The organism is Martinezella rhizogenes, assembly GCF_007002745.1.
Classification (GTDB): domain Bacteria; phylum Pseudomonadota; class Alphaproteobacteria; order Rhizobiales; family Rhizobiaceae; genus Agrobacterium; species Agrobacterium cucumeris.
This window is the reverse complement of sequence record NZ_SGNY01000002.1, coordinates 134,276-159,219: the sequence shown is the minus strand read 5'-3', so window position 1 is coordinate 159,219 and position 24,944 is coordinate 134,276. Positions and strand designations below refer to the sequence as shown.

The window sequence follows — 24,944 nt, the reverse complement described above, 5'->3', positions numbered from 1 at the left end:
GGATACCGGGCAGCCAATCACCGAATACGCTTCGCCGCCGGTTCCGGCACAAGCTCACCGTTCAGACGGCGGTCGAGGTAGTCCTCGCATTCGCCCATCAGCTCATCCACCTTGCCGTTGAAGAAGTGGTTGGCGCCGGGAAGGGTGCGGTGGGTGATGAGGATGCCCTTCTGGGTCTTCAGCTTTTCGACCAGACCGTTGACGTCCTTCTCAGGCGCGACCTTGTCGCTATCACCATTGATGATGAGGCCGGAGGACGGGCAGGGAGCGAGGAAGGAGAAGTCGTAGGTATTGGGCTGCGGCGCAATCGACATGAAGCCTTCGATTTCCGGACGGCGCATCAGAAGCTGCATGCCGATCCAGGCGCCGAAGGAATAACCGGCGACCCAGCAGCTTTTCGAATCGGGATGCAGGCTCTGCACCCAGTCGAGCGCGGAGGCGGCATCGGAAAGCTCGCCGGCGCCGTGGTCGAACTCACCCTGGCTGCGGCCGATGGAGCGGAAGTTGAACCGGAGCGTCGTGAAACCGCGCTTCTGGAAAAGATAGAACAGCTGATAGACGATCTGGTTGTTCATCGTGCCGCCAAACTGCGGATGCGGATGAAGGATGATCGCGATCGGCGCGCTCTTTTCCTTGGAGGGTTGATAACGGCCTTCGAGGCGACCCGCAGGGCCGTTAAAGATGACTTCGGGCATTGGTACTCCGGTCCGTGTTTTTTCGTTCCCGAACCGCATTCTGCCAATGAGAAGACTTGACGAACTGTGTCAGCTTTTCTAGAACGCAGTTTAGAACAATTCGAAACTTTGCGTGTGCTTAAGCACTCGGGTGGTGTCATAAGGCAAGCGCAACTGTAATTTCAAGAAAAATGCGTTTTTGCGCATTGAAGATTGGATAAAGCTTCACCGCCATGACGGTTTTGACGCGCACATATATGGACTGGAACGCCACGGCGCCGCTTTTGCCCGCCGTGCGTGATGTTCTTGTGGCTGCGCTCGATCTTGCCGGCAACCCGTCTTCGGTTCACCGGGAAGGGCGTGCGGCCCGCGCTGCCATCGAGACCGCCCGCCGCGAGGTTGCAGCGCTTGCCGGTGCGCAGGCTGCCCATGTCACCTTCACCAGCGGGGCGACGGAAGCTGCCAATCTGGTGCTGACACCCGAATTCAAAATGGGGCGCAGCCCGGTGCGGGTCAGCCGCCTTTACGTTTCGGCCATCGAACATCCGGCTTTCCGCGAAGGCGGACGGTTCGGCAAGGATGACGTTGCGGAAGTTCCCGTAACGTCAGCGGGTGTCCTTGACCTTGCGGCGCTTGAGGTGCTGCTGGCGTCACACGATGCCGCTGCCGGCCTGCCGATGGTTGCCTGCATGCTGGTGAACAATGAGACCGGAATAGTTCAGCCGGTGGCGGAAGCGGCGCGGCTGGTGCATGCGGCCGGCGGATTGATGGTTGTCGACGCCGTGCAGGCGGCAGGCCGTATTCCGCTCGATATCAATGCACTCGATGCCGATTTCCTCGTCGTCTCGTCGCACAAGCTTGGTGGACCCAAGGGTGTCGGCGCTCTCATCTCGCGCGGTGAGGTGATGATGCCGAAGCCGCTGATCCATGGCGGCGGGCAGGAGAAGGGACATCGCTCGGGTACGGAAAATACCCTGTCTGTCATCGGTTTCGGTGCTGCGGCGGCTGTTGCGACCCTGACTGTGGGCGTTGAAGCGGCGCGTCTTGCCGTTTTGCGGGCGCGACTGGAGGACGGCATGCGGGTGAGTGCGCCCGACGTGATCATTCACGGCGAGGATGTCGCCCGTGTCGGCAATACCACGTTTTTCACCCTGCCTGGCCTGAAGGCGGAAACGGGGCAGATCGCCTTCGATATAGAAGGTATTGCGCTGTCTGCCGGTTCGGCCTGCTCGTCCGGCAAGGTGGGGGAAAGCCATGTGCTGAGCGCGATGGGGCGTGATCCGAAGCTCGGCGCGCTCAGGATTTCGCTTGGCCATGCGACTGACGAGGCGGACATAGACAGGACGCTTGCAGCGTTCACGAAAATTGCCGGGCGGCGCAGGCTGGCCGGTCAGGCCGCGTAAAATGCGGCAAAGAATTGCGGAATAGCAATTTTCCGCTTGCCGGGATGTGTGAAAAGCGCCATCCCGCACCTACATGGGTATAAGCTCCGCCCCGGCTGACGGCTCGGAACGATTTGCCCGAAGATGAATAAGGCGGCTTTCCGCCTTGATACGTTGACAAGCCACCGGACCTTGGCTCCGGCGAGATTGGAGAACGACATGGCAGCGGTTCAGGAAACGATCGATCAGGTACGCCAGATCGATGTGGACCAGTACAAATACGGCTTCGAAACCAATATCGAAGTCGACAAGGCCCCGAAGGGCCTTTCGGAAGAGGTGATCCGTTTCATCTCGGCCAAGAAGCAGGAGCCCGAATGGATGCTGGAATGGCGTCTTGAGGCTTACAAGCGCTGGCTGACGATGGAAGAGCCGACCTGGGCGCGCGTCAGCTATCCCAAGATCGACTTCAACGATCTCTATTATTACGCGGCGCCGAAAAGCACGCCCGGCCCGAAGTCGCTCGATGAAGTCGATCCCGAGCTTCTGAAGGTCTATGAAAAGCTCGGCATTCCGCTGAAGGAACAGGAAATCCTCGCCGGTGTTGAAAAGCGCCAGGTGGCGGTGGATGCCGTGTTCGACAGCGTCTCGGTCGTCACCACCTTCAAGGCGGAACTGGCCAAAGCCGGCGTCATCTTCATGTCCATCTCGGAAGCCGTGCGCGAGCATCCGGAGCTGGTGAAGAAATATCTCGGCTCGGTCGTTCCGACGACGGACAATTTCTACGCGACGCTGAACTCCGCTGTCTTTACCGACGGTTCCTTCGTGTTCGTGCCGAAGGGTGTTCGCTGCCCGATGGAGCTTTCCACCTATTTCCGCATCAACGAAAAGAACACCGGTCAGTTCGAGCGCACGCTGATCATCGCCGAAGAAGGTGCCTACGTCTCCTATCTGGAAGGCTGCACCGCACCGCAGCGCGACGAGAACCAGCTTCACGCCGCCGTGGTCGAACTCGTGGCGCTTGATGATGCCGAAATCAAATATTCCACCGTCCAGAACTGGTATCCGGGCGACAAGGAAGGCAAGGGCGGCATCTACAACTTCGTGACCAAGCGCGGCGATTGCCGTGGCAACCGTTCGAAGATTTCGTGGACGCAGGTGGAAACAGGCTCGGCGATTACCTGGAAATACCCGTCCTGTATTCTGCGCGGTGATGACAGCCGTGGCGAATTCTATTCGATCGCGGTCTCCAACGGCCACCAGCAGATCGATAGTGGCACCAAGATGATCCATCTCGGCAAGAACACGTCGAGCCGCATCATCGCCAAGGGCATTGCCGCCGGTTTTTCGGAAAACGTCTATCGCGGCCAGGTGTCTGCCCACCGCAAGGCGACCAACACCCGCAACTTCACGCAGTGCGACAGTCTGCTGATCGGCGACAAGTGCGGCGCGCATACCGTGCCCTATATCGAGGCGAAGAATTCCTCCGCTCATTTCGAGCATGAGGCGACGACGTCGAAGATTTCCGAAGACCAGCTGTTCTACTGCCTGCAGCGCGGCATCCCGGAAGAAGCGGCCATCGCACTGATCGTCAACGGCTTCGTCAAGGAAGTCATTCAGGAGCTGCCGATGGAATTTGCCGTGGAAGCGCAGAAGCTGATCGGCATTTCGCTGGAAGGCTCGGTCGGTTAACTCTTGCTCGACGTCATCCTCGGGCTTGACCCGAGGATCTACGGCCCTTGGCCTGAGCAGAGACAACCCACTTCCTGGATCCTCGGGTCAAGCCCGAGGATGACGGATGAGAGATTTGAGACAAGCCCTGACGGGGCGCACGAGGCGGTCCTTGAAACCGCACCATGAACAGGAACAAAACCATGCTTGAAATCATCGACCTGCACGCAAAGATCGCCGATACCGAAACCGAGATCATCAAGGGTCTCAACCTGAAGGTTGCTGCCGGTGAGGTTGCCGCCATCATGGGGCCGAACGGTTCCGGCAAGTCGACGCTGTCCTACATCCTGTCGGGTCGCGAAGATTATGAAGTCACCTCCGGTGACATTCTCTACAACGGCGAAAGCATTCTGGAACTGGATGCTGCCGAGCGTGCGGCCAAGGGCATCTTCCTTGCCTTCCAGTATCCGGTTGAAATTCCCGGTGTCGCCACCATGCAGTTCCTGAAGGTTGCGATGAACGAGCAGCGCAAGGCGCGCGGCGAGTCCGAGCTGACGACGCCGGACTTCATCCGCCGCGTCAAGGAAGCGGCCGGCGATCTGAAGATCGACATGGAGATGCTGAAGCGTCCGCTGAACGTCGGCTTCTCCGGCGGTGAGAAGAAGCGCGCCGAAATCCTGCAGATGGCGCTCTTGGAGCCGAAACTCTGCGTGCTCGACGAAACCGATAGCGGTCTCGACATTGACGCCCTGAAGATCGTTGCTGACGGCGTCAACGCGCTGAAGTCGCCGGATCGCGCCACCGTCGTCATCACCCACTATCAGCGCCTGCTTGATTACATCGTGCCTGACAGCGTTCACGTTCTCTACAAGGGCAAGATCATCCGCTCGGGTGACAAGGCGCTGGCGCTGGAACTGGAAAACAATGGTTACGCCGACATCATCGGTGAAGCGGCCTAAGCCAGAGGCCAGGAGGTGATGTCCATGAACATTCAAGCTACCAACCGGCTGACGCCAGCGGAAACCGCGCTGGTCGATGCCTATACCGCCAAGTTCAGCGAATTGCCCGGTGACGGTGCCGTTGTCGCTGCCCGCGACGTGCTGTTTGATGATCTGAAGACCGGTGGTCTTCCGACCCGCCGCATCGAGGCGTGGCACTATACCGATCTGAAAAGCCTGCTGCGTGCCGTTCCGGAAGACCGGCCCGCGCCGGTCATCGAGAAGCAGGCGCCGACGGTTGCCGGCTCTCTGGTTGCCTATATGCAGCACGGCACGGCCGATGTCGGCAAGATCGAAGACATCCGCGTGTCGCGCTTTGCCGAAAGCCTGGCTGACGGTTCCGCGGCCGCAGGCCTTGCGGAAGCCAGCAAGGATGACGCGATCGGCCGCATCAACGGCAGCTTCGTGCGCGATGGTCTGGTGCTCGATATCCCTGCCGATGCCGAGATCGAAAAGCCGATCGAGTTGCAGGCGGTCCATGGCGCAGGCCAGGTTCACAGCCGCTTCCCGGTTCGTTTCGGCAAGGGTTCCAAGGCAACCGTCATCGAGCGTCACCTTTCGGTGACGTCCGATGCAGCCTTTGTTTCCTCCGTTACCGACATCGTCGTTGAAGACGGTGCGGAAGTGACCTGGATCATCCTGCAGCAACAGGGTGCAGCCGATATCCATCTTGCCCAGCTGCGCATGAAAATCGGCGCGGATGCCAAGATCCGCCTGTTCATTGTCAATGCCGGCGGCAAGCTGGTGCGGCAGGAACTGCGCATCGACGTGGAAGGCGAGGGCACGGACCTCATCGTTCGCGGCGTCAACCTTTTGGGTGGTGAAACCCATACCGACGTGACGATGGTTCTTGGCCACAACGTGCCGAACACGACCTCGACGGAAGTGTTCCGCAACGTGGTGTTCGACCGTGCCAAGGGCATTTTCCAGGGCATGATCCGGGTGGCGCCCGATGCCCAGAAGACCGACGCGAAGATGGCGTGCAATACGCTGCTGATGTCTGACGATGGCGAGTTCTCGGCAAAGCCGGAACTGGAAATCTTCGCTGACGACGTTCAGTGCGGCCATGGTGCGACGGTTGCCGATATCAGCGACAACCATCTCTATTACCTGATGGCGCGCGGCGTACCGCGGGCAAAGGCGCGGGCGATGCTCGTCAACGCCTTCGTCGCCGAGATCGTCGAGGAACTGGAAGAAGAAAATCTGGTAGAGGCGCTGGAGACGATCATCTCCGGCTGGCTGGAACATCATGCCTGAGAGCGAACGCGCCGCAGTGGCGGCCCCTTATGACATCGAAGCCGTGCGCCGGGATTTCCCGATCCTGTCGCGCGAGGTCTATGGCAAGCCGCTGGTCTATCTCGACAACGGCGCGTCCGCTCAAAAACCGCAGGTGGTGATCGACGCCGTTTCGCATGCTTATGCGAACGAATATGCCAATGTGCATCGCGGCCTGCATTTCCTCTCCAATGCCGCAACCGACGCCTATGAGGCGGCGCGCGAAAAGGTGCGCCGGTTCCTGAACGCCAGTTCGGTGGACGAGATCGTCTTCACCAAATCCTCGACCGAGGCGATCAATACGGTTGCCTATGGTTACGGCATGCCCAAGATCGGTGAGGGCGACGAGATCGTCATCTCGATCATGGAGCATCATTCCAACATCGTGCCGTGGCATTTCATCCGCGAGCGGCAGGGTGCGAAGCTCGTCTGGGTGCCTGTTGATGATGACGGCGCGTTCCACATCGAGGCTTTCGAAAAGAGCCTGACGGAGCGCACCAAGCTCGTTGCCATCACCCATATGTCGAATGCGCTCGGTACCATCGTGCCGGTCAAGGAAATCTGCCGCATCGCGCATGAGCGCGGTATTCCGGTGCTGATCGATGGTTCGCAGGGCGCGGTTCACATGCCGGTCGACGTGCGCGATATCGATTGCGACTGGTATGTGATGACCGGCCACAAGCTTTACGGTCCCTCGGGCATCGGCGTGCTCTATGGCAAGGCGGATCGCCTGCGCGAGATGCAGCCGTTCCAGGGCGGCGGCGAGATGATCCTCGACGTTTCCGAAGACAATGTCACCTATAACGAGCCGCCGCACCGTTTCGAAGCCGGCACGCCACCCATCGTGCAGGCGATCGGCCTCGGTTACGCGCTTGATTACATGGATAATCTCGGCCGTGCCGCGATTGCTGCACATGAGGCCGATCTTGCCGCTTATGCCGCAGAGCGCCTGCGCGAAATCAATTCGCTGCGCATCATCGGCAATGCGCCTGACAAGGGCGGCATCTTCTCCTTCGAGCTTGCCGGCATCCATGCCCATGATGTCTCGATGGTGATTGACCGGCGCGGCGTTGCCGTGCGGGCCGGCACCCATTGCGCCATGCCGCTCTTGAAACGGTTCGGCGTCACCTCCACATGCCGGGCATCGTTCGGCCTTTACAATACCCGCGCCGAAGTAGACTCTCTTGTTGAGGCGCTGGACTATGCGCGCAAATTTTTCGCCTGATATCGTCATCAAGAGATCAGGATTGAGGATCAGACCATGACTGCGGAAGCCACTGCAAAGACACCCGATGCGACCGAAGAAGCGGCAAAGCCGTCTTCCATTCCGCCTGACGAGCTGGCGCGTCTCAGCGACGACGTGATCTCGGCGCTGAAAACCGTCTATGACCCGGAAATTCCGGCCGATATTTTCGAACTTGGTCTGATCTACAAGATCGACATCGAAGACGACCGGATGGTCAAGATCGTCATGACGCTGACGGCACCCGGTTGCCCGGTGGCCGGTGAAATGCCGGGCTGGGTGGAAAACGCGGTTGGTGCTGTCGAGGGTGTTTCCGGTGTTACCGTCGAAATGACATTCGATCCGCCGTGGACACCGGACCGCATGTCGGAAGAAGCGCAGGTCGCCGTCGGCTGGTATTAAGTCTGACGCGATTTTGACAGGTGTCATCTCTTGATGACATTGTCGGGTGCACTTAAATTGAATTCCATAAGCATCGAGCCTTGAACTCGATTGTCGAAGGAGAATGGGCCCATGGGCTTTGCGATCATGACCATGACCGGGGCTGCTGCCTCGCGTGTTAAAGCAATCGTCGAAAATTCCGCCCCGGACGCCAGGGGCGTGCGCGTCGGCATCAAGAAGGGTGGCTGCGCGGGCATGGAATATACCATCGACCTCGTGACCGAGCCGGATGCGAAAGACGATCTGGTCGAATTCGAAGGCGCCAGGGTCTGGGTTCAGCCGTCCGCCGTGCTTTATCTGCTCGGCACCCAGATGGATTTCGAAGTGACCAAGATGCGCTCCGGCTTCACCTTCAACAATCCGAACCAGACATCCGCCTGCGGCTGCGGTGAATCGGTTGAGCTGAAGCCCGCCGATCTGGCGGCGCTGGCAAAGCAGCGCGAGGCAGAAGCCAGCGTTTGATTGGTTACGCTATCTCTGCGATGGAGAGACAGACCATTCTTATGCACACAGCGCTCCCACAAACGCGACGTCATCCTCGGGCTTGACCCGAGGATCCATCCCCGTCAAATCGCTTGAGACGTTTGTAGATCCTTGGGTCAAGCCCGAGGATGACGGATAAGAGGGGTCAGATTGTTTTTCTGCAAACTGCGCCCCGCGACCGCTGTTTGAGGGCTTCGATAAAATCCGCCAGGGGATGAATTGATGGCGTCGTCATCAACAGCGGCTCGAGAGCCGCAGCGATCGTCCCGCAATCCTCCCCAGCAAGTGACCGAAGGCTTGAGCTGACTTTGTTATAGTCGGGTGTGACGCGAGGGAGCGATTGATCACAAACCGCTCCGTCTGTCCGTCAATCCGTTCGACGAAGAGGGCGAGCGAACCGCCGTCTGCGGCAGCGGCGCTGTCCGATACCGATTTGAACATCCAAACTCTATCCGGTAAACTTGAGAGCGAGCGTATCCGATTAGCGCCCTGACGCACTATCAGCGAGCTTGTCGGATATTTTGCTAGGTTTGGCGGAGATGCGTAACCGCAAGCCTTCCATGCTGTGGGAAGGCGTTTCGGGCCGCCGGCAGGATTGATCGTGGGGAGTGCCGGGATGGACATCAGCAGCGCCTCGATTGATATCTGGACGATAGGTGTGATCGTCGCCAGCGTCGTGGCTGGCCTGACGCTGATTGCCGGTATTGTTTGCCTGGCGTTTTACTGGGAGGAGACAAAGGGAACTGCCGCATCCAAGGGTGACGCGTTGAATAGCCCGCCGCTCGAACGGACTGAGGGTGGAGACTGGCCGACAGCGCACGGCGACGGCAGTGGGGGAGCGCATCATTGAACAGGCAGACTACGTGATGAGGCCGGAACCCGATATGATTGCGAATGCAAAAGCCACGGTGCGAGCGGCATTTGCGGGTGTCACTTTGGGTGGCGGCGTCGGCCTCTCCGAGGCGCAGGCGCTTGACGAGTACGCGAGCAATGAGGTTCGCGGCGCATGTCGTGCTGGCGATGAGAAGAATGATTGGGCGGCGATCCCGCTGAAGGACCTCAACAGACATTCCGGCAGCCCCGCCTTCCTTGATGCTGAAGGGATGCGATTTCATCTGCCTGCCTATATGATCGCTGATCTTGATGGCGACTACAGGCATGAATTCGCACCCTATTTATGCGGATGCCAGGAGACGTTTTCCTTATTGACCCCTTTGCAGCGGAATGCCGTGGAAATGTATCTCCGCGTCATCAGTGAAAAGGAAAACCTGCCGTCCTATCAGGACGATGTGGAGCGCGCGCTCGAAGAATGGGCGGATAGTGCACATTCCCCGGCGAGCGATTAGAGCGGATCGGGTCAATCCACCAGGAAGACGTGGAGGTTGCGATTTCTTCTCACAAAAAGCCGGTTGCGGTTTGAACGCCGGCTTTCATTCATGTCGCAATGCTTCGATCGGACTTAAACTTGCCGCCCGCCGCGCCGGGAAATAGCCGAAAATCACGCCGATGGCCGCCGAAAAGGCAAAGGCAAGGAAGATGATTGACGGGCTGGTGACGAAGGGCACGTTGAGATAACCGACGACGGCATAAGCGAGGCCGAGGCCGGTCAATATGCCGACGAGGCCGCCGAAGGCCGACAGCATGACGGCTTCCACCAGAAACTGAGTCAGCACCTGTTTTTCGAGCGCGCCGATGGCGAGACGAATGCCGATCTCCCGGGTGCGTTCCGTCACCGAAACCAGCATGATGTTCATGATGCCGATGCCGCCGACCAGAAGGCTGACGGCGGCGACCGCGCCTAAGAGACCGGTCAGCAGCGTCGTCGTGCCGGTCATGGCCGAGGCGATCTGCGTCATGTCGTTGACGGTAAAATCATCCTCGCGGCCAATGTTGATGCGGCGGCGCTCGCGCAGCAGGTTCTGCAGGTCGCTCTGCACCTTGGCGGTGGAAACGCCGTCCTGCGCCGAGACCATGATCGAGGAGATGGTGGTGGTGCCGCCGATGCGCCGCTGATGAATTTTCAGCGGCATGATGATGGTGTCGTCCTGATCGTCACCGAGGCCGGACTGGCCTTTTCTGGCGAGAACGCCAATGACGGGGCAGGAGATGTTGCTGACGCGGATCGTCTGTCCCACCGGGTTTTCCGCGCCGAACAGTTCCTGGCGCACCGTTTCGCCGATGATGCAGCCGATCTGGCCGCCGCGATCTTCGGCTGGCTGGAAGTCGCGGCCGAGCGCGATGGTCCAGTCCTGCGCGATCAGATAGTCGTTGGTGGTGCCGATGACGCTGGTCTGGTGGTTCTTGCCGCCGAAAATCACCGTCGCGGCTGAGCTGCGGTTTTGCGGTGCGACGGCGCGAATGCCTGATATCTGGTTGCGGATGGCCTCGACATCGCGGTCGTCGAAGCGCTTCGCCTCGGTGCTGGCACGGCCGGGGCCAAATTGGCCGGGGCGCACGAACAGCATGTTGGTGCCGAGCCGCGACAGTTCCGATTTCACCTGTTCCGTGGTGCCGTTGCCGATGGTGACCATGGCGATGACGGCGGCCACACCAATGACGACGCCGAGCACGGTGAGGAAGGAGCGCAGGAGGTTGCGGCTGATGGCGCGCAGCGCCAGACGCGACGTTTCAAAGAACATCGGAGCTCTCCTTTTTTTCCGCGGCACTGTCGGAGGCGAGATGTCCGTCAACAAAGCGCAGCAGGCGCCCCGCATGGGCGGCGATATCCTCTTCATGCGTGACCATGACGACCGTGATGCCCCGGTCGCGATTGAGCGCTGTGATGAGGTCCATGATCTCGTTGCTGGTCTTCGTGTCGAGGTTACCGGTCGGCTCGTCGGCCAGCAACAGGGCAGGGCGGGTGACGATGGCCCGTGCAATGGCCACACGCTGCTGCTGGCCGCCGGAAAGCTCCTGCGTGGTGTGATCCTCGCGGCCCTTCAAACCCACCTGTGCCAGTGCCTCCATGGCGCGGGCGCGCCGTTCAGACGCCTTCATGCCGCGATAGACCAACGGCAGCTCAACATTTTCCACCGCCGAGGTGCGTGACAGAAGGTTGAAGCCCTGAAACACGAAACCCAGCATGTGGCGGCGCAGCAGCGTCAGGTGCTCATTGTCGAAGCCGCTGGTCGGCACGCCCTGAAACAGATATTCGCCAGCCGTTGGCACATCCAGACAGCCGATGATGTTCATCGACGTGGATTTGCCCGAGCCTGATGGGCCCATGATGGCGACGAATTCCTTCTCGTGGATCGACAGGCTGACGCCGTCGAGCGCGCGAATGGTTGCTTCGCCGCGGCCATATTGCTTGACGACGTTACGGAATTCGATGAGCGGCGGCTTTTGCATCAGCTCTTCCTCCGTCAGCCGGCGTTGCGGGCCGTTGCGTCGGTAATCACCTGATCATCGGCTTTCAACTCGCCCGATTTGACCACGGTGTGCTGGCCGTCAGTGGAACCGGTTTCGATGGAGACGGAGACGGGATTGTTGTTGCGCAGCACCCACACCGTTCTTTTGCCCGTCGCGGCCTGACCCGCATCGCGGTTCTGCGACCGGCCCATGCGGGGCGGGCGGAACAGGCTCATCAACCCGCCACTACGCGAGGCGGATTCGCGCGGCGGCGTATAACGGAGCGCCGAATTCGGCACCAGCAGCGTGTCCTTGATTTCCTCGACAATGATATTGGCGGTCGCAGTCATGCCCGGGCGCAGCAGCAGTTCCTCATTATCGACGGTCAATATGCCCTTGTAGGTCACGACATTGGATACGGTTTCCGAGGCGAAACGCACGGTCTCAATTTCGGCCGGGAAACTGCGATCGGGATAGGCATCGACATTGAATGTCGCTTTCTGCCCGGTCTCGACCTTGCCGACATCGGCCTCATCGACCGAGACCTGCAGTTCCATGTGACGCAGATCGCCGGCGATGGTGAACAACACCGGGGCATTCAGCGAGGAGGCAACGGTGGCGCCGGGATCGACGCTGCGGGTGAGGATGACGCCATCGATGGGCGAAACGATCTTGGCCTTGCCGAGATTGACCTCGGCGAGCCTCAGATCCGCTTCCGCTGAAAGCACTGTCGCCTCGTTGACGTCAAGCGTGGCGGCGGCGGCATCGTGGCTGAACTGGGCCGCATCCAGATCCTGCTGGCTGGAGACCCGGTTCTGCACCAGCGATCTCAGCCGCTCCATGGAGGTTTTCGCCGAACCGAGATCGGCGCGCGCCTTCAGCACGCTGGCCTTGGCGGAGGCAAGCTTGGCGCGGGCGCTCTGCACGTCAGCTTCGAGCTTGTTGGTGTCGAGCTCGGCCAGAATATCGCCGGACTTTACCGGGGTATTGTATGTGACGTTGACCTTGCGGACCGTGCCGGACAATTCGCTCGATATATCGACCTGATCGGTTGGCTGGACCGAGCCGGTGGAGGTGACGATGACGGAAAGATCACCCTGTTTTGCCGGTTCCGTGACATAGTTGTAGGCGACGCCTGCGGCACGCGACTGGTAATAATAACCGAGACCGCCGCCGATCAGCACGATGGCAGCCACGGCATAAAGATACCGACGCGATTTCTTCTTCCTGCCGGATCTGTTCGTGCCCAGAATCTCCCGCAGATCGGGCTGGCTGTTTTCCGTGTCGCGGCCTTGGCTGTTGGCGTCATTCATTCTTGTCACCTGCAAAATTCAAAACACCACAGGGGATTGTCGCCACCCCGTGTTTTCCGCTCGGTCCATTGCTATTTGTATTCCTCTGATTGTGGGAAGTGACATAGCTTGCCCAAAGGGTGAAGTGAAAACTTGGTAATATTTATGATAGTTCTGGTCTGTTAGAGATAATTCCGGAAAGGCCGATGCCAGCGATACGGCTGAGGCTTCAGCAGCGACATTCAGGACGATGATAGAATGAACGACAATGTGGTGAAGTTCCGCAAACCGGTGCCGCCGAAAAAACCGCGCGAACCGCTGGGGCCGAAAGCGAAAACGACGCTGACGATTGTGGTTGTCATCGCGTTTTTTGTGGCGGCGTGGGGGTATTTCACGCTGATGGGGCAGGGGTAGGGCATAAGGCCGGCGTTGGCGCTCCTGCTTGGGGCGGAATGGACGGCGTAAGTATTCAAGACGGGCAAGACGGGTGTCTCTGGAGACGATTTGGACCTAGGGGTGGCGTCGCTGGTTCTGTTGCCGGCTATTGGCCCATAGCGGTCATAACCTTCATACACGAAGCGGCCATTGCAGAGGGTTTAGCTCATCTCAGGAGGGGTAGCCGGCTTCCTTTTGCATAACGATTAAGGCAGGCATCAATTACGCAGTACGGCGGTGTCCATACCAAAGCCTCCGCCACTTCTCCCACCGCGTCGCCTCCGCCAGGCAATCGGACCATAGCACGCTAGTCGCTGTGTGGCCCTGAACGGATATCATTTGCAAGAAATTATGTTCGCTCATGCGTAGGCTACCCAGCCGCGGAAACTGATTGCTTGATAAAATTGTGTGATGCTCGTGAAACCTGCTTCCTGCAGATATTCTCGCTCTTCTTCCGGTGACCTTATGAAGGCTTTTCTCATCCCTATCTTAGCTGCGTTATGTCTATCGGCGTCCATCTGTGAAGAAGCGCCAAATTTGACATGCCGTTCGATCCAGGTTGAGTAAGCTGGTTCACTCAATGGGAAACTGACGTGAGCTAGCACGAACGGCGAGCCCGGTCGTAGACGCTGGCGAATGCCATCAAGCGTGACCTTCCTATCCTCGGGCGAGATATGGTGGAATACGAGCAGACATACTGCACCATCGAAAGGCCCAGCGGGTGCAACAGAGATGTTGCCATTGTGAAGAGCTATGCGCTCACTAAGGTTTCCAATCGTTTTTTGTGCCAATGCAAGCATGTCCGATGACGGATCGACACCATCAAATTTCCAACCTGACTGCTGTTCAGACAGTGCTTTTAGCTCAAGGCCACCACCCGCACCGACCACGAGCACTCGCCCGTCCTGGGGCACCCGTTCGGCCAAAAGCAGTCCTGCCATGCGATGAAGTCCATCGAGCCCTGGAACGTTGCGTCTAGCTCCTTCGATATAATCAGCCTGCCTTCCATCAAATGTACCCACAGCGACAACTCCTTTTTTGCGTCTATCGTAACAACATAAGTTACGTAATACACCGGTGCAATACCTCATATCAGGACAGCGAGCACCGCGGCGACAGCTATGGTACAATACCGCCCAATCAACACGGCCAAGGGAGATGGAATGTATGAAAGGTTTTCGCGACAGTGTGCTTTTTCCGATCACCCTCCTGATCAGCGGCGTGGTCGTGTTTTTCCTCTTCCTCTATGTGACAGGCCACGACCCTGATGAGCGACCCTTGACGCTCGCCGAGTGGGTTATCGGCGGCATGCTGATCGGACCGGGTTTCGGTTATCTCGTGAAATGGAGAAACATGAAGAATAGCCGCGATACTAACGCAGACTGATCGCGCGCTGCGATCGGACCCAAACCAGTCATTCATGGATGATGTGAGAAGCGGTGGCGACCCCTGCAGGACTCGAACCTGCGACCTACTGCTTAGAAGCCGTACCGGCGAATGATAACGTTCCTGCCGAGCTGCGCGCACTCGGCGCGGCGATCGGGAAGGCCAGCACAGCCACCCTGCCACCCGTCATCGCTCTCACCGGTCTTGCTGGCGGCGGTAAGAGCACGGCCAGCAAGTACCTTGTCGAGAAGCCTGGCTACCAGCTGGTAAAGTTCGCTGGGCCGTTGAAAGACATGCTGCGGGCGATTGGTCTGGGTGAGGGTCACATCGAGGGCGCGCACAAGGAGACCGAGCTTGCGATGTTGTCGGGGCACACGCCAAGGCATGCCATGCAAACGCTCGGCACAGAATGGGGCCGCAAGTGCATGGGTGAGGACTTCTGGACCAATCTCCGGCGCTCACGCGTAGACGGCGTGCTTGCTTTTGGCGGCCGCGTCGTTGTTGACGACTGCCGATTCCCCAATGAGGCCGACGAGGTGCGCAAGCTTGGCGGCGTTGTCTGGCGCCTAGTCGGCCGTGGCGGGATTGCCGGCAGCCATGAGAGCGAGGCTGGGTGTGGTGAGGTTGATCGGATTATCTTGAACAACGGATCGAGGGACGCTTTCAACGAGCGCCTGGAAAGTAATCTAGTCTCAGAAACAATATTTTCGCAAACGGCCTAAACAGCCTCCACTCGTTAGAATTTCCAGAGTTTGGCACCGAGAACTACGGCGAAACATTTTCACGGAAAACGCAGATAACGTGCTTGACCAGCGAGTGTACCAGTAGGCAGTTGCCATTCAGGCGAGATTGGGGTCCGTCTTGTCTCAATCAAGCGGGTGGGGATTTCGATGACACTCGTTTTGTCAGCGCTCATTAGAACGACCATTTGGTCATTTTGTATTAGCAGGAAACCACGCACAAGCGCGGGCGTAGTAGACTGTGTAAGTTGCACCTCATACTCAATGCCACCGCCGTATCGGATTACCCTTAGGAAGCTTCCATAGAGGCCAACGTTGAAGAGGCATACGATGGAAACAAGCAGGACTACCGCCGAAAGACCAACTTGGAACTGAAAAAAAGACGCCAAGTTAGCAAATACAGCGAGAGCTACTATCACGATTGAAGAGCAGATTAATATAAATGCTGCGGCAAGGATGTAGTTCGGATCGTCCGTTGTATAGGAATAAACGTAGACAAATAAAACGGTACAAACAATCGCAGACGTTATGAGAGCAAGCCAAGCTTCTCGAGCGCTCAAAATCTGCTCAATTGGTAGTGCTACTGATTCTGGTAGCCATGGTATTTTCTTTGTAAGGTAAGATGAAATCCGAATAACAAAGGCGGCTTGTCTTAGATTTACAACGAAGTACAACATGCATAGGCCGGTCGCGAGAAAACCTAGAAAAGTAAGAGTGGCCATGGCTGCTGAGACATACTGTACTCCCTCTATGGGGACGCGAAAGCCTAAGCTCATGGCATAATATGCTGTAGCTATGGGCGTCAGCTGGCCAAGAATAAAAGATGCGACAAGAGATTTTGAAATTAAGAGGATCAACGACCTAGAAAATAAAGACAGTTTATTCCATGTACGAATGACGCAACGCCTGATCCTCTTTATTGTGTAGGTGAAGTCTCTTAAATTCATATTTTGCCCCCAAAATGAACGAAGGGGTAATCACGCATGTTAGCGAAAAAATCAAGCGTCGAGCAACCTTAAGTTTAACAGCTGCTTCAAACGCCCTGTTTCAGGCTCCGTCAATCTGCCATCGCATAAGTTGCACCACGAGAACGCTCGCAGAACGAATTCTGCAAACTGCGCCAGAAAACTGCAAACTGGTGATTCAGGAAATGCCGCTAAGTGCTTGAAAAGATTGGCGACCCCTGCAGGACTCGAACCTGCGACCTACTGCTTAGAAGGCAGTTGCTCTATCCAGTTGAGCTAAGGGGCCGTCATGCCGGGCAAAGATGCTCCGGCAGAAATCTTAAAATGATCGTGTTTCAGTGCGTCCAGGGCTGGGTGCGGTTGAAACGGAAATTGTCGGTGTAGGAAACCACCTTGCGGGTCGCTTCCTTCGGCAGGATGACGCGGTATTCGATGCCTTTGCGCTGCGCATAGGCTTCGGCCTGCTCCTGCGTCTCGAATGTCAGCTTGACCTGTTGCTTCATGTCGGAACTGGAAGTGTAGCCCATGATCGGGTCGATCTTGCGGGGAACTTCGGCGTCGAATTCCAGGACCCAGACATTGGTCTTCGCCGTGCCGGATTGCATGGCGGTTTTTGCAGGGCGGTAAATCTTCGCAGACATGTCGAAACTGCTCCGGTTGGGCGGCGGGGCGTGGCACCCCGGATTATTCTTCACGTACCTGAATAGAATAACCAAATCGTGTCAGGAACGCTGAATTTGGAATGGACTGACTTACCCTGAGAGTCAAGATGATTATCCCCTCGCTTTCCCGCGGTGATCCTCCCGCATCGGCACCGTGCTCCGCCGATCAAGACAATGGCTGAACAAAGATGAATTTCCCTGTTGCGGACTTCAGGTGAACCGTGTATTCCCCAGCCATCGCCTCGGCGGAGTGTAGCGCAGTCTGGTAGCGCATCTGGTTTGGGACCAGAGGGTCGGGAGTTCGAATCTCTCCACTCCGACCATTTTAAAGCAGAACATCAGCTTTCCGGCGTAATCCCTTCAAACATGATTCTTTTCAGTCTGCGGATGGCCCGGCCAATGTGCTTTCGGCCGTGCCGATTGTCATGACATTGCCGCGCCAGGCAACCGCGCTGCCGATCCAGCTGCGGGTCCAGACGACGGGCATGATCATATCCCGGGCGATCATGGCAGGCAGCGTATAGAGGGATAGCGGCCAGCCATTGAGGGCTGCGAGCACCAGTTCCGGCACATACATGGTGGCAAGCACGGCAAAAGCGGTAATGGCGAGGTTTATGTCCATCATCGCAGCGGCAGCGAGCGCAAGGAGGAGCGGGGGAAGGGCGCCGGTCAGGATTTCCGGTGCGAAATATTGCGGGAAGGTCACGCGCCTCAGCCGCGCCCAGCGGGTCTGGCGCGACCAGATTTCACTGGGGTGGCGCTGGCCGAGCGGCTGCTCGAAAGGCGGCAAGACCAGATGCACCCTGCGGCCGGCGTTTCGGACCAGTTTGGTCGAGGCGGCGTCTTCGGCGATTTCGGCGGCGAGCGCGCGGATGCCGCCATGGTCTTCGAGGAATGGCTTGTTCCACAACATCGACTTGCCCTGTGCGAAACCGATGCCGATCGCTTCCGCCGCATATTGCCAGCGCCCCTGTGATCCGTTGAGGAAGGCGCATTCCACATGCGCCCAGAAGCCTGCCGGACGTGAGCCAAGCGGCGGCGAGCAGACCAGCCCGCTATCCGGCCGCCAGGCTGACATCATGGTCGCTATGTAGGATTTCGGCATCAGCACGTTCGAATCGGCAAGGATGACCCATTCGTGCCGTGCGGCGCGCCAGCCCTTGACGCAATTGTTCAGCTTCGGATTGGCGCTGATACGGTCGTCGCCGAGGAGCACCTGCGCCGAGACCGCCGGGAAGGCGGCGCTCGTCCGGCGCACCTCCTCGATCACCGGATCGAATTCATCGGCGATGCAGAACAGCAATTCATAATCCGGCCAGTCGAGTTCAAACGCCCGCGACAGCGTCAGCGACGTGAAGTTTTCGACACCGCGCAGGGGCACCACGATCGAGACGGGTGGCTTTTGTCGCACAAGTGCGTTTTCCGTGTCGCGCCGCCTCAGGCGCCAGCCGGCCAGAAAAATGCCGAGAAGATTGAAGGCAAGCAGCAGAATTGCGCAAAGGGCAAAGACAGTTTCCATGCTGGCCAGTTCCACTCCCTAGCTTCCGGCGGTTCACCCGCCAACCGATTCCATGGAATTCGTCTCTGCCGATTATAACGTTTAGGTGACAGTTACATGTCATCATCGGCGGGCGGGCAGGCTGCATGGCATGAGAAAAGGCGCTTAAGCATCCGGCGTACCGCAAAGAAAAGCCCTTCATTGAGAAGGGCCCAATCGTCACCATGGCATGAACTTTAGTGGATGTTCAGAATATGTGCGTGACTGCTTGCGACGAGAAACGATTCCCGGGCTTTTTCGATGTCGCACCTGCCGGCGATCGCATCGAGACAGTTTCTGCGCGCTTCTTCATATTCCGGCCCATGTTCTTCCGGCCAGCGGTACATCAGCATGTCCAGCGCCACCAGCGGGCTGTAGATTTCCACGGCTACGCACAGCGGCAGATGAATGGCAACGGGCTTCATCCACGAGGCGTGGTGACACGGCTCCGTCCTGTTAATCAGCATGTCATTCCTCCCTGTTTTCAGCGCCTTCATGGCGGTTTTCACTCCCATGCGCGTAATGCCCGCCTCACGAAATGGTTCCCGATCACCTAAAATGTGATCGATTGGGGGGTTCCAATTTTGCAAGATGAATGGAAGATGAACGGAATGATGAACCGGAGATGAACAAAACCGCTACTGGCGCGTTGTAAAGTCCATAAGAAGGAGAACGCACATGTTCAATTTGTCAGGCATTCAGGAAAGCTTCTTCGGAGACCGCATGGCAGGCGTTTGCCAGGCGATCACCTCGGCTCTTGCCTTCGAATCAGGTCTCGAAAAGTCGCGTATTTCCGCAACCGTTGAAAACGATGTGATCTATCTGGAAGGCACGGCTGATTCGGTCGAGGCGATCGATATCGCCATCAATCTTGCTGCTTCCATCTCCAATTGCCGGATTCTGAGCCATATCGAGCCGGTTTACTGAATGTTGCACCAGCCGGGCGAAACATCGTCCGGCATCATTCAGATGCAATAACGCGGCAACGTTATTTCCGGTTGCCGATTTGTCCGCTGCGGACCATATCGCCCGGCTTGATGCCATAGCGCTTTGCGGTGCCGCCATTCAGTTCAAGCACAAATTTAACCGGACCACGGGAGCTTATGATCGCTTCCGAATGCGGAACTGCATTTTCGTGAATATGGGTGATACGCCCATCGCGGGCGATGAACAGCATGTCGAGCGGGATGAGCGTGTTACGCATCCACATGGCCACGTCGCGTTCCTGGCCGAAATCGAACAACATGCCACTTTCAAGCGGCATGGCTTTGCGGAACATCAGTCCCTGTTCGCGCTGGGCATTGCTAAGCGCCAGCTCCGCCGTGAAATCGTGGTTTTTTCCTGACGTGGTTTCGATCGTCAGCGGCTCGGTCGTGAAAGTCTGTTGCTGGGCCTGAACGGCGCCTGCGAGCGAGAAAAAAAGAAGCGCCATGACGGCGCTCTTCATTATTTTAGGCAACAGGCCGGCCATCAGTGCGACATCCCGACTGAAACCGGATTGTCGGGGTGGATTTCCGCCGCCATCAAACCCTTGTCGCCATCGCCGAAACGCACCAGCACCACCTGGCCCGGGCGCAGTTCCGTCAGGCCGAAACGACGCAGCGTTTCCATATGCACAAAAATGTCTTCCGTTCCTTCGCCGCGCGTCAGGAAGCCGAAACCCTTGGTGCGGTTGAACCACTTGACGATGGCGCGCTCCAGCCCGCTTGAGGGTGTGACCTGCACATGGGTGCGCACCGGCGGCAGCTGCGAGGGGTGAACGGCGGTCGATTGATCCATCGACAGGATGCGGAAAGCCTGGAAGCCGCGGTCGCGCCGCTGGATGAGGGCGACGATGCGGGTGCCTTCGAGAATGGTCTGGTATCCGTCGCGGCGCAGGCAGGAGACGTGCAGCAGCACATCCTGCGTGCCGTTATCAGGCACGATAAATCCGAAACCCTTGGCGACGTCGAACCATTTCACGACGCCGGTAATTTCGGTCAGGTCCACGGCATCGCCCGAAAGGTCCTCGACATCGACTATCGTCTTCGATGACATCCTATCAGCCATATCCTGCCAACCCCTCGATTACGCGCCATACACCGGTCAACTGATTCCTGTGTACCAGATTAACATCTTGGTAACGGTTCCACGCAAGCCCTAGTTTTTGATTTGCGCAGCTGCTTTTATGTCGCCGTCCTTGTCCGGGGCTTGCGATCATGCGTTTAACGGCTCCGGACCCGTGTATTGGAGAGGAAGAAAATGCGGTATCTGCACACAATGGTTCGTGTCAAAGACCTTGGCGAATCAATGAAATTCTATTGCGACCTCATGGGTCTCGAAGAAATACGCCGAATCGAAAACGAAAAAGGCCGATTCACTCTGGTTTTTCTTGCCGCACGTGATGACATTGCTGTGGCCAAGGAAAAAAAGGCGCCGAGCCTCGAACTCACCTATAATTGGGATACCGAGGATTACACCGGCGGCCGCAATTTCGGCCATCTGGCTTACGAGGTGGACAATATCTACGACTTCTGCGCCAGGCTGCAGCAGAATGGCGTCGTGATCAACCGGCCGCCGCGTGATGGGCACATGGCCTTCGTTCGTTCGCCTGACGGCATTTCTTTCGAGATTTTGCAGAAGGGCGAAAGCCTCGCACCAGCCGAACCGTGGATATCTATGCAGAATACCGGTTCCTGGTAAGGGATTTTCCCGGCCAATAGCGGCGTTTTCGGGCGCTCTTGCCTTATCCTGACGGGATGAGGCATAGTCCGCGAATCGAAACGGCCCGTCCCGTTTGGGGAAAGCACACGCGCCCGTTCCCGTGCTGCTGTTGGAAATGCAAGATACGGAGGCCATCCATGAAAACTGTCGAGGGCGCGAAAGGACGCGTTTCCTGTCAGCGTCTCGTTATTGCGGTTTCGCTGCTCGGGCTTTCCGGCTGCGTTTCGGCGGTGACGGATGATGAGATGGCCGCCAACACCAAGAAGCCGGAAATCGCCGCGCAACAGCGCCCGCAGACGGCTGCAGCGGCCGTCGCGGCACCCGCGGCCGGTGCCCAGCCGGGGCATTATGTGGATCCCGCCGTTGCATCGGCATCCGGTGGCGCCGTGCCGGCCCAGCCGCAGACACCGGGTGGCCCGGCGCAGGTTTATGGTGCCGCCGCCGATATTGGCGGGCTGACGACGCAGCCAACGGCAATTTCCGCCGGCACATCCAGCATCTATTCCACCGCCCGCGCGGCAACCCCTTCCGTAGCGGCAGATGGTTCCGCTGCCGCCGCCCCATCACAGAAGATCATTCCCGCCGTCAGCAGCGTTTATTCAGCGCCGGCGCAGCCGCAATTCCAGCCGCAGCCTGTCTCCGCGCCAGCTCCGGTGCCGGTGGCGGAACAGCATAGCGAAAACCGCCAGCCTGTTCCTACACCCGCGCCGCAGCAGCTTGCAGCCGCCGCCGCTGCGCAACCCGCGGCAAACGCGGTGCCCGCAGGCGAGAAACAGGAAAGCGAAGGCACGGGCGTAACGCTTGCGGCATTTTTCGCCGGCGCCGCTAAAAAACGGCTGCCGAAAATGATCGAGAGCGGCACGGCCGCGACGACCGAGATTGCGTCACTGCCCGGCGGGTCGGACCCGACAATGGGCATCGCGCTTTCCGGCCGTTCGATGATGTCGGAGGAATTCGACGATGCCCATCTCGAAGACGAGGATGACCAGCCGACCGGCCTCATGAAGCTGGCGTCGCTTTCCGGCCTGACCCGTGTTTCCCCGAATGGTCTTTTCCTGCAGACGGATCGCGTCGAAGTTGGCTGCTTCAAGCCGGAACTGGTCCGCATGATCAAGGATGTCGAGCGGCATTATAACAGCCCGGCGATCGTCACTTCGGGCTATCGTCCGCCAAAGGGCGTGAGGCAGGGTTCCAAGCATTATACCTGCGATGCCGCCGATATTCAGATCAAGGGCGTCTCCAAATGGGAGCTTGCCACCTATCTGCGTTCCCTGCCTGAACGCGGTGGCGTCGGCACCTATTGCCACACCGAATCAGTTCATATGGACACGGGCGAGCCCAGAGACTGGAACTGGCGCTGCCGTCGCACCGCCGCGCGCAAGTAAAAACCAGCGACTGCCTGTGTTTCGGGTCTGAAACCTCCTGTCGCCGAAATCCCGGTATTCCGCCTGATGAGATCGCGCGTTTTGGTGTCCGAATGGACGCCGCACGCGCCTTGCTGTAGGAGACGGTCTCCCGTCTTCATGCGCATGGTGTGTTCTGAATGCTGCCGATTTCCACTTTCCCCATCTACATCATTTCCATTGCCCGGGCGCGGGCGCGGCTTGAGAAGATGCTGGAGGGCGCTGCCGGCCTTGGGCTGGATCTGCGCCCGGTGGAAGGTGTCGATGGCAAGACTGTTCCACCCGCCGAGTGGGCAGATTTCGACCGGAGCGGTTTCGAGCTGCGCAATGGCCGCCATGCGCTCGCCGGTGAATATGGCTGCTATGCCAGCCATATAAAGGCACTGGAGATATTCCTTGCCACCGATGCGCCGGTGGCTGTGATCGTCGAGGATGATGTTGCCTTCACGCCGGAGTTTTCCGAACGGGTCAAGGCAATGGTTGCGGTAATGCCGGAAAATGCCGTCGTCAAACTGACCAATCACCGCCGCAGCGGTTTCAAGGGCCGGAAAACCAGCGCGCTTGGCGATACGCTTGGCCGCTGCATCTACGGTCCGCAGGGATCATCCGCCTGCTACATCATCTCGCGGGGCGGGGCGCAGCAGTTTCTAAAAACGGCTAGGGTGATGACGCTGCCTTTCGACCGTGCCCTGGAATGCGGCTGGGGCTATGGCACGGAAGTCTATGTAACCGACAGGGACTTCCTGCCATTCGGTGACCCGGACACGCTGGTCGGCACCCGGGCGGAATATCGCGGCAGCAAGTTCGCCCGTATTAAACGGATTCCGGCCTATCTCTCGAGCTTCTATGACAATATTGCGCGGTATGTGTATGCGTATCGGTAGGTCGCTGCGATTGACTGGCCGAGGAGAACGCCGAGGTCTGCTCTTGCCCTGATATTTGCGCCGCCGTTTGCATGCAGTCGAAAACAACGCAAAACTCGCTCGGCCAGTTTGCTGGCGGAGCGAGTTTTTTTGTAATGCCCAGACCTATTTTGACATCATTTCCAGCGGCCACAGCACGATCTGCGGAAAGATGACAAGAAGAACAAGCACCGCAATCTGCGCGACCATGAAGGGCACCACGCCTTTGATAACCCCGGTCATTGGTGCGCGGGCAACACCGCACACGACGTTGAGGACGGTGCCGACCGGCGGCGTCACAAGGCCGATGGCATTATTCATGATGAACAGCACGCCGAAATAAACAGGGTCGATACCCGCCTGCTTGACGATGGGCATCAGCACCGGCGTCAGAATCAGCACTGTCGGGGTGAAGTCCATCGCCGTGCCGACGATTAGCACGATGACCATGAGGATCGCCATCAGGAGGATCTTGTTATCCATGAAGGGCTGGACCATGTCGGCCAATTGCTGCGGAATATTTGCCGTCGTGATCAGCCAGGCGGAAACACCTGCTGCGGCGACGAGGAACATGACGACGGCAGTCGTCTCGGCCGCGCGATACATGAGGCCGAAGAGATCCGAGAACTTGATCTCGCGATAGACAAAGACGCCGACGAACAGGGAATAGACTGCGGCGATTACTGCTGCCTCCGTTGGGGTGAAAGCGCCGGCTTTCAGGCCGCCGATGACGACGACGGGCATGACCAGCGCCCAGAGCGCCTTGCGGGTTTCAGTCAACCGCTCGCCGAAGGTCTTTTTCTGCTCCACCCGCGGATTGTCTCTGCCGATGCTCCAGCGCCAGGCGAGCATGATGGCAACGCCCATCAACAGACCCGGGACGATGCCTGCCAGAAAAAGCTTGGTGATGGAAACACCGCCGGCAACACCAAAGATGATCATGCCGACAGATGGCGGAAGCACCGGCGCGATGATGCCGCCGCAGGAAATGAGGCCGCACGAGCGATTAATGTCATAACCGGCGTTTCGCATCAGCGGAACAAGTACGGCGGCGAGTGCTGCCGCATCGGCAACCGCCGAGCCGGAGAGCGACGCCATAACGACGGCGGCCAGAACCGCCACATAACCCAGCCCACCGCGGATATGGCCAATCCAGGCCATGGCCATGGTGATGATGCGCCGCGTCATGCCGCCGGCGTTCATCAACTCGCCAGCCAGCATGAAAAAGGGAACCGCGAGCAGCGGGAAACTGTTGGCGCCGTCCCACATGTTCTGGATTATGATCTGCGGATCGGTGATGCCCATGTAGAACATCATCACAAGGCCACATCCGATCAGCGCGAAAGCAACCGGCATTCCAAGCGCCATCAGGCCGAGGAGAGACGCGATAAATACAAATACGATCAT

The 24,944-nt window shown here is 58.3% G+C and carries 28 protein-coding genes, 2 tRNA genes and 1 pseudogene; 17 read left to right on the top strand and 14 right to left on the bottom strand.

What is annotated here, in order from left to right; translation table 11 throughout:
* Window positions 1–17 precede the first annotated feature (17 nt).
* Window positions 18–695: an alpha/beta hydrolase gene (locus EXN68_RS06335; RefSeq protein ID WP_020012833.1), complete on the bottom strand. Its 678-nt coding sequence runs from the start codon at window positions 693–695 to the stop codon at window positions 18–20.
* Between the two features lie 212 nt (window positions 696–907).
* On the opposite strand from EXN68_RS06335, the gene EXN68_RS06330 reads away from it, so the two are divergent.
* The 7 genes from EXN68_RS06330 to sufA all read left to right on the top strand — a co-directional run bounded on the left by EXN68_RS06330 (window position 908) and on the right by sufA (window position 8,143).
* Complete coding sequence (locus EXN68_RS06330; RefSeq protein WP_142840102.1) at window positions 908–2,077, top strand: cysteine desulfurase family protein; 1,170 nt, start codon at window positions 908–910, stop codon at window positions 2,075–2,077.
* A gap of 198 nt (window positions 2,078–2,275) precedes the next feature.
* Window positions 2,276–3,745, top strand: coding sequence for a Fe-S cluster assembly protein SufB (sufB, locus tag EXN68_RS06325; protein WP_006698793.1), 1,470 nt, complete (start codon window positions 2,276–2,278; stop codon window positions 3,743–3,745).
* Between the two features lie 182 nt (window positions 3,746–3,927).
* Window positions 3,928–4,683, top strand: a complete 756-nt coding sequence (gene sufC, locus EXN68_RS06320; RefSeq protein WP_003522658.1) for a Fe-S cluster assembly ATPase SufC — start codon at window positions 3,928–3,930, stop codon at window positions 4,681–4,683.
* 24 nt (window positions 4,684–4,707) lie between these two features.
* On the top strand, window positions 4,708–5,979 hold the full coding sequence (gene sufD / locus EXN68_RS06315; protein ID WP_142840101.1) for a Fe-S cluster assembly protein SufD: 1,272 nt from the start codon (window positions 4,708–4,710) through the stop codon (window positions 5,977–5,979).
* Window positions 5,972–7,222, top strand: a complete 1,251-nt coding sequence (locus tag EXN68_RS06310) for a cysteine desulfurase (protein ID WP_142840100.1) — start codon at window positions 5,972–5,974, stop codon at window positions 7,220–7,222. Before sufD ends, EXN68_RS06310 begins: the two co-directional genes overlap by 8 nt.
* 36 nt (window positions 7,223–7,258) lie before the next feature.
* A complete protein-coding gene (locus EXN68_RS06305; protein WP_065115927.1) occupies window positions 7,259–7,642 on the top strand; it encodes an SUF system Fe-S cluster assembly protein in 384 nt (127 codons plus the stop codon).
* 111 nt (window positions 7,643–7,753) lie between these two features.
* Window positions 7,754–8,143 (top strand): Fe-S cluster assembly scaffold SufA, encoded by a 390-nt coding sequence (sufA, locus tag EXN68_RS06300; RefSeq protein WP_142840099.1) that lies wholly within the window; start codon window positions 7,754–7,756, stop codon window positions 8,141–8,143.
* Between the two features lie 166 nt (window positions 8,144–8,309).
* Here sufA and EXN68_RS28115 read toward each other — a convergent pair.
* A pseudogene (locus EXN68_RS28115) lies at window positions 8,310–8,605 on the bottom strand (hypothetical protein).
* A gap of 175 nt (window positions 8,606–8,780) precedes the next feature.
* Between EXN68_RS28115 and EXN68_RS06290 the strand changes: the two are divergent.
* Both EXN68_RS06290 and EXN68_RS06285 read left to right on the top strand, forming a co-directional pair.
* Window positions 8,781–9,014 carry a hypothetical protein gene (locus EXN68_RS06290; RefSeq protein WP_142840098.1) on the top strand — a complete coding sequence of 78 codons (234 nt, stop codon included), beginning with the start codon at window positions 8,781–8,783 and terminating at the stop codon, window positions 9,012–9,014.
* Window positions 8,995–9,510, top strand: a complete 516-nt coding sequence (locus EXN68_RS06285) for a DUF6714 family protein (RefSeq protein ID WP_237681372.1) — start codon at window positions 8,995–8,997, stop codon at window positions 9,508–9,510. Before EXN68_RS06290 ends, EXN68_RS06285 begins: the two co-directional genes overlap by 20 nt.
* Before the next feature lie 84 nt (window positions 9,511–9,594).
* Here the strand turns inward: EXN68_RS06285 and EXN68_RS06280 are convergent, their stop codons facing one another.
* From EXN68_RS06280 to EXN68_RS06270, 3 genes are read right to left on the bottom strand one after another with little or no spacing between them, the layout of a single operon-like run.
* On the bottom strand, window positions 9,595–10,803 hold the full coding sequence (locus EXN68_RS06280) for an ABC transporter permease (RefSeq protein ID WP_142840097.1): 1,209 nt from the start codon (window positions 10,801–10,803) through the stop codon (window positions 9,595–9,597).
* Window positions 10,793–11,512, bottom strand: a complete 720-nt coding sequence (locus EXN68_RS06275) for an ABC transporter ATP-binding protein (protein WP_142840096.1) — start codon at window positions 11,510–11,512, stop codon at window positions 10,793–10,795. Before EXN68_RS06275 ends, EXN68_RS06280 begins: the two co-directional genes overlap by 11 nt.
* 14 nt (window positions 11,513–11,526) lie before the next feature.
* The gene (locus EXN68_RS06270; protein WP_142840095.1) at window positions 11,527–12,825 is read right to left on the bottom strand and encodes an efflux RND transporter periplasmic adaptor subunit; all 1,299 of its coding nucleotides are present in this window, start codon (window positions 12,823–12,825) and stop codon (window positions 11,527–11,529) included.
* Between the two features lie 237 nt (window positions 12,826–13,062).
* On the opposite strand from EXN68_RS06270, the gene EXN68_RS27635 reads away from it, so the two are divergent.
* The gene (locus tag EXN68_RS27635; RefSeq protein WP_142840094.1) at window positions 13,063–13,218 is read left to right on the top strand and encodes a hypothetical protein; all 156 of its coding nucleotides are present in this window, start codon (window positions 13,063–13,065) and stop codon (window positions 13,216–13,218) included.
* A gap of 380 nt (window positions 13,219–13,598) precedes the next feature.
* Here EXN68_RS27635 and EXN68_RS06260 read toward each other — a convergent pair whose 3' ends face one another.
* Complete coding sequence (locus EXN68_RS06260) at window positions 13,599–14,261, bottom strand: class I SAM-dependent methyltransferase (RefSeq protein WP_309546931.1); 663 nt, start codon at window positions 14,259–14,261, stop codon at window positions 13,599–13,601.
* A gap of 145 nt (window positions 14,262–14,406) precedes the next feature.
* Between EXN68_RS06260 and EXN68_RS06255 the strand changes: the two genes are divergently transcribed.
* Both EXN68_RS06255 and EXN68_RS06250 read left to right on the top strand, forming a co-directional pair.
* Window positions 14,407–14,625 carry a hypothetical protein gene (locus EXN68_RS06255; protein ID WP_142840093.1) on the top strand — a complete coding sequence of 73 codons (219 nt, stop codon included), beginning with the start codon at window positions 14,407–14,409 and terminating at the stop codon, window positions 14,623–14,625.
* A gap of 53 nt (window positions 14,626–14,678) precedes the next feature.
* Window positions 14,679–15,347 carry a deoxynucleotide monophosphate kinase family protein gene (locus tag EXN68_RS06250; RefSeq protein WP_193559507.1) on the top strand — a complete coding sequence of 223 codons (669 nt, stop codon included), beginning with the start codon at window positions 14,679–14,681 and terminating at the stop codon, window positions 15,345–15,347.
* A 59-nt stretch (window positions 15,348–15,406) separates the two neighbouring features.
* Here EXN68_RS06250 and EXN68_RS06245 read toward each other — a convergent pair whose 3' ends face one another.
* The 3 genes from EXN68_RS06245 to EXN68_RS06235 form a co-directional block, all read right to left on the bottom strand.
* Window positions 15,407–16,312 carry a hypothetical protein gene (locus EXN68_RS06245; protein WP_142840092.1) on the bottom strand — a complete coding sequence of 302 codons (906 nt, stop codon included), beginning with the start codon at window positions 16,310–16,312 and terminating at the stop codon, window positions 15,407–15,409.
* A 227-nt stretch (window positions 16,313–16,539) separates the two neighbouring features.
* A tRNA-Arg gene (locus EXN68_RS06240) sits at window positions 16,540–16,616 on the bottom strand.
* Between the two features lie 49 nt (window positions 16,617–16,665).
* Window positions 16,666–16,971, bottom strand: coding sequence for an ETC complex I subunit (locus EXN68_RS06235; RefSeq protein WP_010971882.1), 306 nt, complete (start codon window positions 16,969–16,971; stop codon window positions 16,666–16,668).
* 267 nt (window positions 16,972–17,238) lie between these two features.
* On the opposite strand from EXN68_RS06235, the gene EXN68_RS06230 reads away from it, so the two are divergent.
* Window positions 17,239–17,315: transfer RNA gene (locus EXN68_RS06230), tRNA-Pro, on the top strand.
* A 53-nt stretch (window positions 17,316–17,368) separates the two neighbouring features.
* On the opposite strand, the gene EXN68_RS06225 is transcribed toward EXN68_RS06230, so the two are convergent.
* Window positions 17,369–18,511: a ceramide glucosyltransferase gene (locus EXN68_RS06225; protein WP_142840091.1), complete on the bottom strand. Its 1,143-nt coding sequence runs from the start codon at window positions 18,509–18,511 to the stop codon at window positions 17,369–17,371.
* A 215-nt stretch (window positions 18,512–18,726) separates the two neighbouring features.
* The gene (locus tag EXN68_RS06220) at window positions 18,727–18,996 is read right to left on the bottom strand and encodes a DUF982 domain-containing protein (RefSeq protein ID WP_035224285.1); all 270 of its coding nucleotides are present in this window, start codon (window positions 18,994–18,996) and stop codon (window positions 18,727–18,729) included.
* Between the two features lie 211 nt (window positions 18,997–19,207).
* On the opposite strand from EXN68_RS06220, the gene EXN68_RS06215 reads away from it, so the two are divergent.
* Window positions 19,208–19,456: a BON domain-containing protein gene (locus EXN68_RS06215; protein ID WP_003522642.1), complete on the top strand. Its 249-nt coding sequence runs from the start codon at window positions 19,208–19,210 to the stop codon at window positions 19,454–19,456.
* Window positions 19,457–19,517: 61 nt separating this feature from the next.
* Here the strand turns inward: EXN68_RS06215 and EXN68_RS06210 are convergent, their stop codons facing one another.
* Together EXN68_RS06210 and EXN68_RS06205 are read right to left on the bottom strand one after the other, a co-directional pair.
* Window positions 19,518–19,961: a DUF192 domain-containing protein gene (locus EXN68_RS06210; protein WP_142840090.1), complete on the bottom strand. Its 444-nt coding sequence runs from the start codon at window positions 19,959–19,961 to the stop codon at window positions 19,518–19,520.
* 38 nt (window positions 19,962–19,999) lie between these two features.
* Complete coding sequence (locus tag EXN68_RS06205; protein WP_046798259.1) at window positions 20,000–20,578, bottom strand: cold-shock protein; 579 nt, start codon at window positions 20,576–20,578, stop codon at window positions 20,000–20,002.
* Window positions 20,579–20,770: 192 nt separating this feature from the next.
* On the opposite strand from EXN68_RS06205, the gene EXN68_RS06200 reads away from it, so the two are divergent.
* The 3 genes from EXN68_RS06200 to EXN68_RS06190 all read left to right on the top strand — a co-directional run bounded on the left by EXN68_RS06200 (window position 20,771) and on the right by EXN68_RS06190 (window position 23,519).
* Window positions 20,771–21,211, top strand: coding sequence for a VOC family protein (locus EXN68_RS06200; protein WP_142840089.1), 441 nt, complete (start codon window positions 20,771–20,773; stop codon window positions 21,209–21,211).
* Window positions 21,212–21,369: 158 nt separating this feature from the next.
* Window positions 21,370–22,617 carry a YcbK family protein gene (locus EXN68_RS06195; RefSeq protein WP_161991225.1) on the top strand — a complete coding sequence of 416 codons (1,248 nt, stop codon included), beginning with the start codon at window positions 21,370–21,372 and terminating at the stop codon, window positions 22,615–22,617.
* Between the two features lie 158 nt (window positions 22,618–22,775).
* Window positions 22,776–23,519 carry a glycosyltransferase family 25 protein gene (locus tag EXN68_RS06190; RefSeq protein WP_142840087.1) on the top strand — a complete coding sequence of 248 codons (744 nt, stop codon included), beginning with the start codon at window positions 22,776–22,778 and terminating at the stop codon, window positions 23,517–23,519.
* Window positions 23,520–23,663: 144 nt separating this feature from the next.
* Here EXN68_RS06190 and EXN68_RS06185 read toward each other — a convergent pair whose 3' ends face one another.
* Entirely contained in the window at window positions 23,664–24,944 is a 1,281-nt protein-coding gene (locus EXN68_RS06185; protein WP_142840086.1) for a TRAP transporter large permease, read from the bottom strand.